This is a genomic window from Bacteroidales bacterium (genome assembly GCA_031276035.1).
Taxonomy (GTDB): Bacteria; Bacteroidota; Bacteroidia; order Bacteroidales; family BM520; genus RGIG7150.
In genome coordinates, this window is record JAISNV010000035.1 from 83,225 (window position 1) to 98,477 (window position 15,253).

Sequence of the window (15,253 nt, forward strand, 5' to 3'; positions counted from 1 at the left end):
GTTTTTTGAGAGAGAAAAGGGGGAGGGGTGAGAAAATCCTGAATATATAATGTTATGGAGATTTTATATCGTGAAAACTTATAATATGTAATAGATAATAGAAATATGTTGACACTATAATTATGTAATTTCGGGGAATAAATAAAAAACGCAGTAAATCAGAAAAATTTACTGCGTTTTTGTCTGGAATTAATTATTAATTGTCAATTAATTAAGCATATAGTTCTTCAAAGATTGCTCTAAGTTCCGGACTTTCTCTTAATAGCTGCAATGTAATATCAGCATGTCCTTTTGTGTAGCCGTTTCCTACAATCATGGTAACATCGCTACCGACACCTTCTGCGCCGAGAGCAGCTTTTGTGAAACTTGTGGCCATTGAGAAGAAGTAAACAACACCGGTATCTTTTGTACATAAAATACTTGTCATTTCCGTATCAGTAATGTTTACATTATTAATTGTAACATCTGCCATTTCTCCTCCTGTGAATTTACTGAGTTGTTCCATTGTTTCAACTGGATTAGTAGCATCGCCGGCAAAAACGTAATCACAGAAACCGAGCTTTTTCAACCTTTCGGTTGATTTCGAACTATGAGTCATTCCTATTACTTTACCTGTAATGCCAACACGTTTTTTTGCTTCGTAGCAGCAGAGCATTCCGGATTTTCCGCCTGCGCCAATTATCAACACAATATCTCCGGGTTTGCAAAGTTTTGCAGTTTGAGCAGGAGCACCGGCAACATCGAGAGCAGAAAGAGCTAATTTTTCCGGCATATCATCGGGAATTTTAGCGTAGATACCGCTTTCGAAAAGAATAGCCTTGCCGTCAATATCAACTTGATCAACTTCGGGGCGGATTTCCTTAATTTTATCTATTCTTAGCGGAGTAAGAGAAAGAGAAACCAAAGTAGCTATTTTATCACCTACTTTAAGATCTATATTGCCGATTAAAGCGTCACCAATTTTCTCAACAGTTCCGAGAAGCATACCGCCTGAACCTGTCCATGGATTACGATGTTTGCCTTGTTTTGCAACAATATCGAACATTATTTCTTTAATCTTTTCCTTGTCACCTCCGGCTCTTTGTTTAATATCCGTAAAAGAAGCAGAGTCAATGTTTAAAGTTTTTACATCAATCAAAATCTCGTTATCCCAGATTTCATCCATGTTGTTGTCTATTTTATTTGCCGGTTGCGGCAAAACGCCTTTAGGCTCAATTACACGGTGGGTGCCGTATTTATTACCCTTTTTCTGCATAGAATTATAATTTTTATTGGTTAATATTTATTTGGTTTAAAGATTTGAAAAATAACATCTTTGTTGCAATGTTATTTTTTTATCTAATATTATTTACTTTTTAATTATTATTTTTTCCGATTGCTTCGTTGCAATTATATTAATTAAAATTCTTAACTATTTCAACGGCTTTAATCCCAATATCTCTCTTGCTTCGGCCGGAGTTGCAATTTCTCTTCCGAGCTCTTTAGCCATTCTAACTACTTTGGCAACTAATTCACCATTAGATTTTGCCAATACTCCTTTTGAAAGATAAACGTTGTCTTCGAAGCCTACTCGTACATGACCGCCGTCTATAATTGCAGCCATCGCTAACGGAAATTCATAGCGACCGATACCTGCAACTGTATATGTAGCATCGGCAGGAATGCTTCCGCGTAAGAATACGAAATCTCTCAATTCGCCGCTAATTCCACCGTTTACACCCATAACAAAGTCAAAATGCATAGGTTTATTAATGAAACCTTTTTTGTGAAGACGAAGTGCCATGTCAATCATACTCTTGTCAAAAACTTCCAGTTCCGGTTTAATTCCGCGTTCAATCATGCGTTGCCCGAAATATTTGATGGTATTTTCGGTGTTTTCGAAAATTTCATCTCCTCCGAAATTCAAAGTTCCGCAATCCAAAGTTGCCATTTCAGGATTCAATTCCGTAGGTTGAAGTCTTTCATCGTTGGTCATACCTACCGCACCGCCTGTAGAAGGTTGAAGTATAACATCCGGAATTTCTTTCCTTATAGCGTCTATTATTGCTTTAAATCTTTCCTTGTCTTGCGTAGGGGTTCCGTCATCATAACGAACATGAAGGTGTATAATACTTGCTCCGGCTTCATATGCGGATTTTGCTTCGCGTACCATTTCTTCTACGGTATAAGGTACGGCCGGATTATGTTCTTTCAGAACTTCTGCACCGCAAATAGCGGCTGTGATAATAAGTTTTGACATAATAAATTTATTTTTGATTTTTTCTTTGGCTATTTTTTGGAACAACACAAGTGCCGCTTGCTTTACAAACAACTATCGGTTCTTCAAGCACATCGGCAGCAGAATCTGAAATGTCGGGTCTGGGAACAATAACTTTTCTGGCTTCGAAAATCATTTTTCTGGATGAATTGCCGATATTGGTAATTTCTCCCACTGCTTCAATATAATCTCCTGCATAAACAGGAGCTAAAAATTCTACTTTGTCATAAGCGGCGAATAAACCTTCATCACCGTCGTTTATTATTAAAAGTTCGGTTGCAACATCACCGAACAATTGGAGCATCTTTGCGCCGTCAACTAAATTTCCTCCGTAATGAGCATCGTGTGAACTCATACGAACTCTTATCATTGCTTTATTTGTCATGGTTTTTTTTATTTAATTGTTTGTTTTTAGTTTTGAATTTCGATTTTTTAATTCTGAATTTTGGGCATCATTTCTAACGAAAAGAAATATCTCATGAGCAGAGAAATTCACTGATGTATATGATTTTTCGTTTTGTTCGAAATAATCTTACCACTTTCTAACCTCTATGTTACAATGTAATTCACAAAAATTCCTTGTGTTCTTACATTTTCGGGATCAATATCTCCTGTTTCGACGAGTTCTTCGACTTCTGCGATAACTACATCGGCAGCGGTAGCTATGATCGGATTGAAATTTTGTGTTGTTCCGCGATAGCATAAATTGCCGGACTTATCGCCTTTGCTTGCGAAAACAATAGCTAGGTCGGCTTTTAAAGGTTTTTCCAACAAAAATTCTTTACCGTCAACTTTTATGACTTCCTTACCTTCTGCAACAATAGTTCCTAATCCGGTAGGAGTTAATATTCCGCCAAGGCCAGCGCCTGCAGCACGAATACGTTCGATTAAGCTGCCTTGAGGACAGAGTTCGACTTCAATTTCCTTGTTGTTCATTTGATCTATTGTGTTCGGGTTTGTTCCGATATGAGAAGTAATAACTTTTTTTACTTGCTTATTTGTTATAAGAATACCAATACCTTTGTCTGGAAATGCAGTGTCGTTACCAATTACTGTAAGATTCTTAACACCCGATTTAGCAATTGCATCAATGATTTTATGTGCTGAACCACAGGCTAAAAACCCGCCGTACATTATAGTCATTCCGTCTTTAATCATTGAACTTGCTTGTTCCGGAGAAATAAATTTTGCCATAACAATATTTTTTCAGATTAATATTAATCGGCAAAGTTAAAACATTATTTGGGAAAAGACAAATTTTTTTAATCAAGGAAATCTGACATAACATATTTATTTATTCAAATAAATATGTTAATTATGAAAATTTTGTAATTCTGTCTACAGAAATATCCTAATTGGAAGATATATTATGTTTGTATCGATATTAGTCTGAGAATGACACTATTATTCGCGTCTTTTTCATTTTTAAGTTACAACAACTTCTTCAAAACTTGCATCCATCTATTCGGAACCTTATCTTTACACGCTTCGAGATAGTCGTTGTAAGAACAAGAAACTAAATAACTTGTGGCATATTTCTCTTTTAAATCATCCGGACATTCAACTTCCATCCACCAACGATTTGTAAGATTACTTTTGTGAAAAACTAATCCGTTTTCGGAAATATTGGAATGTACATGATACTTTACAAAATTATCAGAATTTTTTATCGGATTTTCTTCAAGGCGATTAGTAAAGCCTTCTATCACATACCAGATCGCTTGTGCAATTAACTCTGCCGTTTGAAAGTTAATATCCATCAATGAATTGTATTCAAAAAATCCTATGCTCGAAACTTTTTCACTGTTGCCGGCATAGTTTGCTAAAGTGCAAAACTCATCACCGCTAAATCCATTCGGACCGTTTAATAAATTTCCCGGAGCATCGGAACGTTTGATACATGAAATATCAAAGCTAACAATATCGGAATTTCTAATTGCAGGTTCAATATCAACCAAATTACTTCTCGCAACTCCGAGCCGGTACATATCAAAGTATAAAGCATCCATAGATTTAACAATGTTATAATCATTGTAATACGATTGATATCCGATGTTTGTATAATTAAAAAGATAATTCGGTTTGTGCATTATTATTTTCCCAATATAAGAATCCGAAGTGTGTTCTTCCTCATTTTCTCCTATATCAAAACGAGAATCAATACAAGTAATATTTACAAGCTGGTTAAGCTTTTCGTATGCCAAGTAATTACCATAAACCAAGTCATTGCTTCCTCCAAGAATAATAACCAGAATCTTATTCGAAACAAAATATCTGACAATTTCTTGTAAAACAAAATAGGTGTCAGTAAGATTTTTCCCCGGTTTTATATTTCCTATATCGACAATTTTAATTTCTTGATGGTGATTGTATAAGAAATACAATTGTTCACGAATAATATCCGGTGAAATCGACGAACCTTGATTGTTCTTGCTTCCTCTTTCTTCGGGAACACCTACAATAGCAATTTCGGCACCTATCAAATCGGGAAAAGATTTCTTCTTGGAGTAAATATTTACATTATATCCTAATTGATTTTTACTGAATGAAAAATTTGTATCATCAACAGGATTTAAGTAAGATTGGTAATCGTGTATCATTTTTTTGCTTTTTTATCTTTTGCTTTCTGAATGATTATCAGACAATCGGAATAAGAAATATCTTCCGGTTTATAAGTTTTCGGTATTTTATAATTTTTCTTTTCAAAAGAAATATACGGCCCGAAACGCCCGTTAAGTACCATTATGTCAGGATTTTCAGTAAAAGTCTTGATAAGTTTCTTACTGTCTTCATCTCTTTTTTCAGTAATTATTTCGATGGCTCTTTCTTCGGAAATTTCCAGAGGTTCGTCGGTAGAAGGAATTGAATAAAACTTGTTGTCGTGACGAATATAAGGCCCGAAGCGACCGATTCCGATTATCATTTCATTATTTTCAAAATTTCCGACATTTTTCGGAAATTTGAAAAGTTCCATTACGTCATCAAAAGTAACGTTTTCCAGAGTTTGACCTTTTTTAAGTCCGGTAAATCTTGGTTTTTCCTCATCTTCAGATTCTCCGATTTGTGCCATTAAACCGTATCTTCCTAATTTTACGTAAACATTTTTACCTGATTCAGGATCAACTCCAAGAAGTCTTTCTCCGCGAATTTTTTCAGTATTATGTTCGGCTTTCTCAACTTCCGTATGAAACGGGCCGTAGAAATCCGTTAACATACTTTGCCATTTTAACTTTCCATGAGCTATTTCATCGAATTGTTTTTCAATGCTTGCGGTAAAATTATAATCTAAAATATCATTAAAATTATTAACCAGGAATTTATTGACAATTGTACCTATATCAGTGGGAGCAAGTTTGCCGTTTACAACGCCTTCTTTTTCAGTGCCGATTGATTCGGTAATTTCATTATCCTTAAATTTAATGATATCAAATTTTCTGGTGGTTCCGGCACTTTTCAATTTTTCTACGTAACCCCGATTTTGAATAGTTGTGATAGTAGGAGCGTAAGTCGAAGGCCTTCCTATACCCAACTCTTCCAACTTTTTAACCAAACTGGCTTCAGAATATCTGAAAGGCGGATTTGTAGTTTTTTCGGTTGCTTCCAACAACTGCATGTCCATTTTTTCTCCTTCGGAAATTTGAGCTTTAATAGAAGAAACTTTTTCTGAAGTGTCATCATCAATAGATTCGTCGTAAACCTTTAAAAATCCGTCGAATTTTATAACTTCGCCTGTAGCAATAAAATATTTATCGGTTTTATTTGAATTAATATGAATAGTTGTATGTTCAATTAGAGCATCAGCCATTTGAGAGGCTATAGTTCTTTTCCAAATCAAAGAATACAATTTTTGTTGAGCTATGTCGCCGTCAACCGCATGGCGATTTATATATGTAGGACGAATTGCTTCGTGTGCTTCTTGCGCACCTTTGGTTTTTGTTGTGTAATTACGAGTTTTGGAATATTTTTTTCCGTATTTGCTTTCGATTTCTTCCTTAGCTTTTCCTAATGCGAGTGTAGAAAGATTTACGGAGTCGGTTCTCATATAAGTAATCTTTCCTGATTCATATAATTGCTGAGCAACCGTCATGGTTTTCGTAACGGAGAAACCTAATTTTCTCGATGCTTCCTGTTGTAAAGTAGAAGTTGTAAAAGGAGGCGGAGGAGTTCTGTGGGTAGGTTTTGTTTCAATTGATGAAACCGTGAAATTTCCGTCTTTGATTATATTAATAAAATCAATAACTTCTTCTTTTGTTTTCAATCTTTCGGAAAGTTCGGCTTTAATAATCTGTGATGTTTTTCCTCCTTCAGGAATAAAAACGGCAACAACACGATAGTAAACTTCCGGAATAAAATCTTTGATAGCTTGTTCTTTTTCAACAATTAATCGTACCGCAACAGATTGTACTCTACCTGCAGAGAGAGCGGGCTTAACCTTTTTCCACAAAATAGGAGAAAGTTCAAATCCGACCAATCTGTCTAAAACTCTTCTTGCTTGCTGAGCATTTACAAGGTCAATATCAATCTTACGCGGGTTTTTTATTGCGTTGAGAATTGCTGTTTGAGTTATTTCATTAAAAACAATTCTTTTGGTTTTATCTTCGGGAAGATGCAAGGCTTCTGCAAGATGCCACGAAATAGCTTCTCCTTCACGGTCTTCATCGGATGCAAGCCAAATAATATCAGCTTTTTTAGATAATTTGCTTAATTCCTCAACAACTTTCTTTTTATCCTTGCTGATTTCGTAAACAGGAATAAAACCTGCTTCGATGTTAATTCCTAAATCTTTCTTTTCCAGATCTCTAACATGTCCGAAACTTGATTTCACAACATAATCCTTACCTAAAAAGCCTTCAATTGTCTTCGCTTTAGCCGGAGACTCAACAATTACTAAATTCTTTGCCATGTTTTATTTTTTAATATTTAAAAAACGCCGCAAAGTAAAACAAAATTTTCCAAATTTAGTTACTTTTGCCAAAAATTTTATAATGAGTAGAAAATTATATATCGAAACTTATGGTTGTCAAATGAATTTTTCGGACAGCGAAATTGTGGGTTCGATATTAAGCGAGAATAATTGTGTACTTGAAGATGATGTTAATTCTGCGGATATTATCCTTATAAATACTTGTTCGATACGTGAAAATGCCGAAAAAAGAGTTTTTAACAGATTACGAAACTTAAGATATCTTAAGAAAAGTAATCCGCTCTTAATAATAGGTGTAATCGGTTGTATGGCTGAAAGATTGAAAGAAGATCTCCTGAAGAAAGAACCTGCTGTCGATTTAATTGTTGGTCCGGATGCTTACAGGGATTTGCCGAAATTACTCAAAGAAGTCGATCTCGGCGATAAAGCCGTGCAAACTCTTTTGTCGGAAGATGAAACTTATGATGATATTTTGCCTGTCAGGATCGACAGTAACGGTGTAAGTGCGTTTATTTCAATTATGCGCGGTTGTCAGAATTTTTGTGCTTATTGCGTTGTGCCCTACACGCGAGGTAAAGAACGCAGTAGAAATCCGCAAACAATTATAAACGAAGCCAAAACGTTAGTAGAGAATGGTTTTAGAGAAGTAACATTATTAGGGCAAAATGTTAATTCATATCTTTGGGAAGAAACCGGCGAAACAGTTAATTTCAGTAAATTAATGGCTATGGTTGCCGAAATAAATCCTTTGTTGCGTGTTCGTTTTGCAACTTCACATCCTAAAGACCTTTCCGACGAACTTATCGCTACAATTAAAAAGTATCCGAATATATGCAAATCAATACATCTGCCGCTGCAGTCTGGAAGCAATAATGTGTTGAAAAAGATGAACAGGAAATACACTCGCGAGTGGTATTTAGGAAGAGTTAATGCTATAAAGACTGCTATTCCGGATTGCGGAATAAGCACCGATATTATTACCGGATTTTGCGGAGAAACGGAGGAGGATCATAAAGATACGCTTTCCTTAATGAGAGAAGTGGGATATGATTCCGCGTTTATGTTTAAATATTCCGAAAGGCCGGGCACAACTGCGGCCAAATGTTACGAAAATGATATTCCTGAGGAAGTGAAAAGCCGGAGACTTGAAGAAATTATTGCACTACAAAGTGAATTATCTCTTGCGAGTAATAAAAAAGATATTGGTAAAACATTCGAGATATTAGTTGAAGGACAATCCAAGCGTTCGAAGAAACAATTATTCGGCAGAAACTCGCAAAACAAAGTAATAATATTCACATCAACCGATGAAAAAATAGGTGATTATGTAATTGTGAAAGTTACTGATTGTACTGCTGCAACGCTTTTTGGAGAGGTTGTAAAGTAAATATTTGGTGAAAATACATGTTAATATTGCTGTTATCTCATGGTAGTGAGAATCTTATTATGAGTTGTAATTTTGATGTATATTTATTATTCTTTCAAATGGAATATTTTTTTGTACATAATTACAAAATTCACAAAATTAACATACTATTTTAACAACTTTACCGGCTTAATCGTCGGATTTTCAATAATAAGTTTTATTAGAATATTAATATTTTTGTGTTGAAAATTTATCTTGCCGCTACAAAATAATATTCCTTGTTGGTGTTAAAATAATTTTCAAACTCAGCAGCGTTCATTGCAGGTTTGTTTTTAATGAAATCATTAAGGGTGAATATTTTCAGAGATATTTCATTGGAGATGAAATTATATAAATCAATAGGATTTGTTCCGTAATAATCGCTGGCGCCTTTTCCGCATTCAAACAAAATGATAGGCTTATTGTTTTTAAGTAGTTTCATACCGCCTTTCATAACACCGAATTCACCGCCTTCAACATCAATCTTAATAAAATCTATTTTATCTTCAGGATTAATTATATCGTCTAATTTCTTTTTTTCTACAATAATTTCCTCTATGTCCGGATTTTCAATATCATAACGCCTTTGCTTAATACCGCTGTAAGCCGGAGCATTTTTTACAAACTGAAATGTTGTTGTGCCGTTTTCGTCTGATAGAGCATAAGGATAGATAGTTGCTTTTCCTTTATACTTATTTTCCAAATTCAAATAAAGATTTGGTATAGGTTCGAAGCCATAATGTTTACCTTCAGGCGAATACTTCATCATTATATTTAATATTTCACCTTTATGACATCCGATATCAATACAATTATAATGATTTTTAATCTCTCTTTTCATTATCTTTCTCGTAAGTCTGTCGTATTTGAGATTTTTAGTTAAATCTAAATGAAAAGTGATTAGTATTTCTCTTAGTATGTCTTTAATATTCATGGTTTAATATTTAAATATGGAAATTATTATATCAATTTTATTATTTATATCATATTGTGCGAATATATTGCACTTTATTAATATTTTATAATTAACGTTAATCCTTATTCTTCATAATATCAATAATCGTTTTATCGGTTTCATCCATACCTTTTGAAGCGATAATTCCGATATTTCTGATTGTTTTCTCTATGTCTTCTTCAATGATTCCGTCATTTGAAGTTATTATCCCATTCATAGATAACAGCGCGGCTTGCACTGCTGCAGATACTCCGGAATAAACTTTGAGAGCACAACCTTTTTTTGCACCATCACACATCATACCGGTTAAATTTGATGCCATAGTTTTTATGGTATTCAAAATTTTATCATAATCGCCGCCCATAAGATAAGTTATTGCACAGGAAGCACCTGTTCCGGCTATCAAAATACCACATAAGGCAGACAGATGCCCGACAAAATGATGAATATGACGGGCCACAAGATTACTTAGTGCTAAAGCTCTTGCCAGTTGTTCTTGAGAAGAACCGAATTTATCGGCAGCTGCAAGTACAGGCAAATAAACAGTAATTCCCTGATTACCGCTTCCCGAGTTTGTCATAACAGGTTTAGGGCAACCGTCCATTCTGGCATCCGAAGCAGCAGTAGCCATAATTACAGCTTGATTCAACAATGAATCATCAACCAAACCCTCATCAATATTCTTCTTTAAAGTCTTTCCTATCTGCAGGCCGTATTCGCTTTTTAATCCTTCAGTAGATATTGCCCTGTTCATCTCGGCACCGGAAAGAACAAAATCAATCTCATCAACATCAACATCGTTAATAAATTGCCAGATACGTTCAACAGACAACTCATCATGAATTTTATTAGCCGACTCGGATTTTACTGTCGGTTTTGAATGAATTATTTCATCATTTTTAATAATTCTCACAATATTTGTGTGTGTGCCCATAATCTCCACAATAACAATATCGTCCATTAAAGTACAAGATGCTTTGGCATACAAAATATCAGGTGCATCGGGATTAAGTGTGATGTGAACTTTATTGTTTGCGAGCATTTTCTTTGCCTGTTCAAGATTGCCGTTCTTGTTGACATCCTTTAAGACTTCGAGCCCGTATTCCGTTTTACCGCAAATAGCGCCCAAAGCTGCAGCTATAGGCAAACCTGTCATTCCTGTTCCGGGAATACCGACTCCCATTCCGTTTTTGAGAATATTGCCACTAACTTCAACGGTAATATTGCTGGGTATGCCTTCAAGTATTTCGGTGCATTTGGCACAAGCGTAAGCACAAGCGATAGGTTCTGTGCAACCTAATGCCGGAACTACTTCCTGTCTTAATATTTGAATTAATTGAGAATCCGTAATCATAGATATGTGCTGAAAAATTTTGTTTTATTTTTTCAAAGATTCTTTATATGCATTCCAGTCGAAATTTTTTAAGCGGGAAACACCGGAATCAAAGGCGGCTTTTGCAACTGCAAATGCAACGTATTCTTTTAATCTCGGATCGAATGGAGTAGGGATAATATAGTTTTTACCGAAAGATAATTCTTTTTTGTTATAAACATCGAGCACTGATTGCGGCACCGGTTGTTTTGCCAATTCTGCCAAAGCTTTGCATGCCGCAAGTTTCATATCTTCATTGATGGTTTTTGCTCTTACATCCAGAGCACCTCTGAAAATAAACGGAAATCCTAAAACATTATTTACTTGATTCGGATAATCCGATCTACCTGTAGCCATAATAATATCTTGACGAATTTTAAAAGCCTGTTCAGGAAGAATTTCGGGAACCGGATTTGCCAAAGCAAAAATTATAGGTTTCTCGTTCATGCTTTGTAAATATTCGGGTTTCAAAGCACCTTCAACGGAAAGTCCGAGAAACATATCGGCACCTTTCATTGCTTCTTCAAGAGTATTAATATCTTTTTCGGTAATAAATTGTTGCTTGTATTTATTTAGATCGGTACGTTTGCTATTAATAACGCCCTTGCTGTCGAGCATGATAATATTTTCCGGTTTAACTCCGAGACTGATATAAATTTTTGAACAAGCGAAAGCCGATGCGCCGGCACCGTTTACAACAACTTTTATTTCCGAAGCTTTTTTACCGGTTATTTCAAGAGCATTTATCAAACCGGCACCTGTAATTATTGCCGTTCCGTGCTGGTCGTCGTGCATAATGGGAATATCAAGTTCCTCTTTTAATTTTTCTTCGATTTCAAAACATTCCGGAGCCTTAATATCTTCCAAATTAATACCGCCGAAAGTCGGAGCTATTGCTTTTACAACTTCAATAATTTTCGCCGGATCTTTCTCATCAATTTCAATATCAAAAACATCAATATCGGCGAAAACTTTGAAAAGTAAACCTTTTCCTTCCATTACCGGTTTTCCGGCTAATGCACCTATATCGCCAAGTCCGAGAACTGCGGTTCCGTTGGAAATAACAGCTACAAGATTTCCTTTCCCGGTGTATTTGTATGCATCGTCAGGATTTTTTTCAATTTCTAAACACGGGGCAGCAACACCCGGCGAATAGGCTAAGGTTAAGTCTAATTGAGTTTTACTCGGTTTTGTTGGGATAACTTCCAATTTCCCCGGTTTGCCATGGGAGTGATATTCAAGTGCTAATTTATTTATGTCTGCCATGTCTTACTTTTTTATTATTAATTGATAAACAATTTATTGTGTTTTTAATTTTTATGTTTGATGATCAGAAAATCATTGATCTTCATCAGAAGTATATTTTCATTTCGTTCTGAATTTTTTTAGCTTCGATATTTGCAACTTCGTCGAAGTCATCTCCTTTTGAAGCGAAAATAATTCCTCTCGAAGAATTTACTAAAAGTCCGGTTTCTTTAGTTAGACCGTAATTACAAACTTCTTGTAAACTTCCGCCTTGAGCGCCGACTCCGGGAACCAAAAGAAAATGATCAGGAGCAATTTTTCTAATGTCTGTTAGCATTTCCGCTTTGGTTGCCCCAACAACAAACATCATATTTTCAGGATTTCCGCCCCATTGCTCCGAAGTTTTTATCACTGTTTCAAACAGATATTCATTTCTTTCGTTTTTATTGAATTGAAAATCGTATGCTCCTTCATTTGAAGTGAGTGCAAGCAGGATTACCCATTTACCGTTGAAAGAAAGAAATGGAGATACGGAATCTTTGCCCATATATGGAGCAACAGTAACGGCATCAAAGTCCATTGTTTCGAAAAATGCTTTTGCGTATTGTTTAGAAGTGTTGCCTATGTCGCCGCGTTTTGCATCAGCAATTATGAAAATACTGCTGTCGACTTTTCTAATATAATCAACAGTTTTTTCGAGGGAAATCCAGCCCTTGCTGCCCAAACTTTCATAGAAAGCCAGGTTAGGTTTGTAGGCTGCTGCGTAAATATGGGTTGCGTCAATGATTCTTTTGTTGAATTCGAAAACGGGATCATCCGATTTTAAAACACAATCCGGTAATTTAGAATATTCGCTGTCTAAACCAACACACAAAAAAGATTTCTTACGGCGAATATTGCTTATTAATTCTTGTTTTGTCATGATATATTGTTGGAAATTAACTTTCAACAGATTCTTTCAATCTTTCGGCATTTTCGGCAACTTGCAGTTTGTCTATAAACTCTTGAATGTCGCCGTCCATGATATTCGGAAGATTGTACAAAGATAAATTAATTCTATGATCAGTAACACGTCCTTGCGGATAATTATAAGTTCTGATTTTAGCAGAACGATCACCGGTGGAAACCATTGTTTTTCTTTTGCTTGAAATTTCGTCAAGATACTTTTTATATTCAAGTTCAAAGATTCTTGTACGTAACACCTGCATAGCTTTGTCAAGATTTTTCAATTGTGATTTCTGATCCTGACATGTGACAACTATTCCGGTTGGGATGTGTGTTAAGCGGATTGCGGAATAAGTAGTATTTACAGATTGTCCTCCGGGACCAGAAGAGCAGTAAGTATCTTTTCTGATGTCACTTTGTTTCAATTCGATATCGAATTCGTCGGCTTCGGGAAGAACGGCTACAGAAGCAGCAGAAGTATGTACTCTTCCTTGAGTTTCCGTTTCCGGAACTCTTTGTACGCGATGCACGCCGCTTTCGTATTTCAACTGACCGTAAACTCCGTCTCCTATGACATTAAAAATGACCTCTTTGTATCCGCCTACGGTTCCGTATGTGGCGCTCACAGGCTCGGTTTTCCAACCTCTTGTTTCACAATATTTCAAATACATTCTGTAAAGATCTCCGGCAAAAATACTTGCCTCGTCGCCGCCGGTACCTGCGCGAATTTCCACAATAGCATTTTTTTTATCTTGAGGGTCATTCGGTAAAAGAAGGATTTGAATTTCACTTTCCATTTCCGTTTGTCTTTCGGTAAGGATTTGAATTTCCTCCTTAGCCATTTCTCTCATTTCTTCATCCTTTTCGGTTTGAAGAAGTTCTTTGGCGGATTCGAGATTGGCTACAATGCTGGAATATTCTTTATAAGCATTAACAACAGGGTCAAGTTCTTTAATATCTTTATTAAGTTTGATAAATCTTTTCATATCCGAAGCCACGTCCGGATTAGCTATTTCTTCTTGTAATTCATTGTATTTGTTATACAACGCTTCTAATCTCTCAAGTAGTAACATAAACAATATTTTGCGGTTGCAAAGATAGTAAATAATTAAGAATTAATAATTAAAATCGGTATTTAAAAGTGTGGTAATATTGTAATTCTAATTTAACATGTTTATCCTTTTTACAAGTCCAGATCCATATTACCTAAATCTCCTAATTGTCCGGTTACCCATGCTACAAATATTAAGATAAAAATGAAAATCAATAAAATTACTGCTATCAATATTACTGCAAATACAAATGATAATAAGTACATATAAATTGTTTTTATTATTGATTTTTTCCATTTGATATTGAATAATCCTTTGAAGTTCCATGCAGATAAAGTAATATATGAGGCATATCTTGTGCATGTGACTAAAGTATCAAAAACAGACTCATCGGATATAAATGTATCTAAGGGAAGAATTATTATATCGATAAACATCCTTTGGCAAGCCATAAAAGTACAAGCCAGCAGAATTTCCGCATAATTGTATCCTTTCGTGTTGATTTTCTTAAATGCTATTTTTGATGATAAGGCATAAGCCGGAATCATCAATAGAGACCATATTATTACGCTTTTTTCAGCCCAATTTAAAATTGAATTTATTAAGTTATGCAGCCAGTTTATATCTCCATCTGTTGGATTTAATTGCAAACCGACATCAATCGGTTTATTTGAGATAATTGCAAGAAAAGAATATAATATCCCGTAAATACTCGAAAGTATTATCAACATTGTGAAAGGTTTCGCATAAATAACACGCTTTCCTTCAATGTAATCTTTTATCAACTTTCCGGGATTAGTGAAAAGCAAATTGATGGTTAGTAGAACTCCTCTGTCTAAATTTGTGAAACTACTAAAAAAATTCTTAAAGATTAATTTTGTTGTAAGCCTCTCGGTATCATTTTTCTGTCCGCAATTGTAACAATATGTCCCCGTAAATTCGGTTCCACAGTTTTTGCATTTATAAGTTTTATTTTCGTTGATAGTTTCGTTTATATCGACATTTTCTTCTTTAGACATATAGCTTAGAATCAAGGTTTAAAGTTAGTGGTTTAATATCAGGTTATTGTTTCGTTATTATGCCTTTTGCAATAACACT

General features: G+C 35.2%; 12 protein-coding genes and 1 pseudogene. 1 reads left to right on the forward strand and 12 read right to left on the reverse strand.

The annotated features are described in order from the left end of the window. Nucleotides 1-211 precede the first annotated feature (211 nt). The 6 genes from LBP67_09735 to topA all read right to left on the reverse strand — a co-directional run bounded on the left by LBP67_09735 (nucleotide 212) and on the right by topA (nucleotide 7,160). Entirely contained in the window at nucleotides 212-1,255 is a 1,044-nt protein-coding gene (locus LBP67_09735) for an L-erythro-3,5-diaminohexanoate dehydrogenase (GenBank protein ID MDR2085259.1), read from the reverse strand. A gap of 156 nt (nucleotides 1,256-1,411) precedes the next feature. Then, nucleotides 1,412-2,239, reverse strand: a complete 828-nt coding sequence (locus tag LBP67_09740) for a 3-keto-5-aminohexanoate cleavage protein (GenBank protein ID MDR2085260.1) — start codon at nucleotides 2,237-2,239, stop codon at nucleotides 1,412-1,414. Nucleotides 2,240-2,246: 7 nt separating this feature from the next. After that, a complete protein-coding gene (locus tag LBP67_09745; GenBank protein ID MDR2085261.1) occupies nucleotides 2,247-2,642 on the reverse strand; it encodes a 3-aminobutyryl-CoA ammonia lyase in 396 nt (131 codons plus the stop codon). Nucleotides 2,643-2,806: 164 nt separating this feature from the next. Next, entirely contained in the window at nucleotides 2,807-3,451 is a 645-nt protein-coding gene (locus LBP67_09750) for a 3-oxoacid CoA-transferase subunit A (GenBank protein ID MDR2085262.1), read from the reverse strand. A gap of 236 nt (nucleotides 3,452-3,687) precedes the next feature. Beyond that, nucleotides 3,688-4,857: a formimidoylglutamase gene (locus LBP67_09755; protein ID MDR2085263.1), complete on the reverse strand. Its 1,170-nt coding sequence runs from the start codon at nucleotides 4,855-4,857 to the stop codon at nucleotides 3,688-3,690. After that, complete coding sequence (gene topA, locus LBP67_09760; protein ID MDR2085264.1) at nucleotides 4,854-7,160, reverse strand: type I DNA topoisomerase; 2,307 nt, start codon at nucleotides 7,158-7,160, stop codon at nucleotides 4,854-4,856. The genes LBP67_09755 and topA overlap by 4 nt, the downstream gene beginning before the upstream one ends. A gap of 82 nt (nucleotides 7,161-7,242) precedes the next feature. On the opposite strand from topA, the gene miaB reads away from it, so the two are divergent. Then, nucleotides 7,243-8,568, forward strand: coding sequence for a tRNA (N6-isopentenyl adenosine(37)-C2)-methylthiotransferase MiaB (miaB, locus tag LBP67_09765; GenBank protein ID MDR2085265.1), 1,326 nt, complete (start codon nucleotides 7,243-7,245; stop codon nucleotides 8,566-8,568). A 229-nt stretch (nucleotides 8,569-8,797) separates the two neighbouring features. Here the strand turns inward: miaB and LBP67_09770 are convergent, their stop codons facing one another. The 6 genes and pseudogenes from LBP67_09770 to LBP67_09795 all read right to left on the reverse strand — a co-directional run bounded on the left by LBP67_09770 (nucleotide 8,798) and on the right by LBP67_09795 (nucleotide 15,174). Beyond that, nucleotides 8,798-9,520 carry an FkbM family methyltransferase gene (locus LBP67_09770; GenBank protein MDR2085266.1) on the reverse strand — a complete coding sequence of 241 codons (723 nt, stop codon included), beginning with the start codon at nucleotides 9,518-9,520 and terminating at the stop codon, nucleotides 8,798-8,800. Nucleotides 9,521-9,617: 97 nt separating this feature from the next. Next, nucleotides 9,618-10,895, reverse strand: coding sequence for an L-serine ammonia-lyase, iron-sulfur-dependent, subunit alpha (locus tag LBP67_09775; GenBank protein ID MDR2085267.1), 1,278 nt, complete (start codon nucleotides 10,893-10,895; stop codon nucleotides 9,618-9,620). A 45-nt stretch (nucleotides 10,896-10,940) separates the two neighbouring features. Further along, nucleotides 10,941-12,179, reverse strand: a pseudogene (locus LBP67_09780) (NADP-dependent malic enzyme). 85 nt (nucleotides 12,180-12,264) lie between these two features. Further along, on the reverse strand, nucleotides 12,265-13,080 hold the full coding sequence (gene pyrF / locus LBP67_09785; GenBank protein MDR2085268.1) for an orotidine-5'-phosphate decarboxylase: 816 nt from the start codon (nucleotides 13,078-13,080) through the stop codon (nucleotides 12,265-12,267). Nucleotides 13,081-13,096: 16 nt separating this feature from the next. Continuing rightward, nucleotides 13,097-14,176 (reverse strand): peptide chain release factor 1, encoded by a 1,080-nt coding sequence (gene prfA / locus LBP67_09790; GenBank protein ID MDR2085269.1) that lies wholly within the window; start codon nucleotides 14,174-14,176, stop codon nucleotides 13,097-13,099. A 110-nt stretch (nucleotides 14,177-14,286) separates the two neighbouring features. Beyond that, a complete protein-coding gene (locus LBP67_09795) occupies nucleotides 14,287-15,174 on the reverse strand; it encodes a DUF3667 domain-containing protein (protein MDR2085270.1) in 888 nt (295 codons plus the stop codon). Between the last annotated feature and the right edge of the window lie 79 nt (nucleotides 15,175-15,253).

Coding starts and splice junctions, on each gene's coding strand:
- LBP67_09735 (MDR2085259.1), bottom strand. CDS start 1,255: ATGCAGAAAAAGGGTAATAAATACGGCACCCACCGTGTAATTGAGCCT.
- LBP67_09740 (MDR2085260.1), bottom strand. CDS start 2,239: ATGTCAAAACTTATTATCACAGCCGCTATTTGCGGTGCAGAAGTTCTG.
- LBP67_09745 (MDR2085261.1), bottom strand. CDS start 2,642: ATGACAAATAAAGCAATGATAAGAGTTCGTATGAGTTCACACGATGCT.
- LBP67_09750 (MDR2085262.1), bottom strand. CDS start 3,451: ATGGCAAAATTTATTTCTCCGGAACAAGCAAGTTCAATGATTAAAGAC.
- LBP67_09755 (MDR2085263.1), bottom strand. CDS start 4,857: ATGATACACGATTACCAATCTTACTTAAATCCTGTTGATGATACAAAT.
- topA (MDR2085264.1), bottom strand. CDS start 7,160: ATGGCAAAGAATTTAGTAATTGTTGAGTCTCCGGCTAAAGCGAAGACA.
- miaB (MDR2085265.1), top strand. CDS start 7,243: ATGAGTAGAAAATTATATATCGAAACTTATGGTTGTCAAATGAATTTT.
- LBP67_09770 (MDR2085266.1), bottom strand. CDS start 9,520: ATGAATATTAAAGACATACTAAGAGAAATACTAATCACTTTTCATTTA.
- LBP67_09775 (MDR2085267.1), bottom strand. CDS start 10,895: ATGATTACGGATTCTCAATTAATTCAAATATTAAGACAGGAAGTAGTT.
- pyrF (MDR2085268.1), bottom strand. CDS start 13,080: ATGACAAAACAAGAATTAATAAGCAATATTCGCCGTAAGAAATCTTTT.
- prfA (MDR2085269.1), bottom strand. CDS start 14,176: ATGTTACTACTTGAGAGATTAGAAGCGTTGTATAACAAATACAATGAA.
- LBP67_09795 (MDR2085270.1), bottom strand. CDS start 15,174: ATGTCTAAAGAAGAAAATGTCGATATAAACGAAACTATCAACGAAAAT.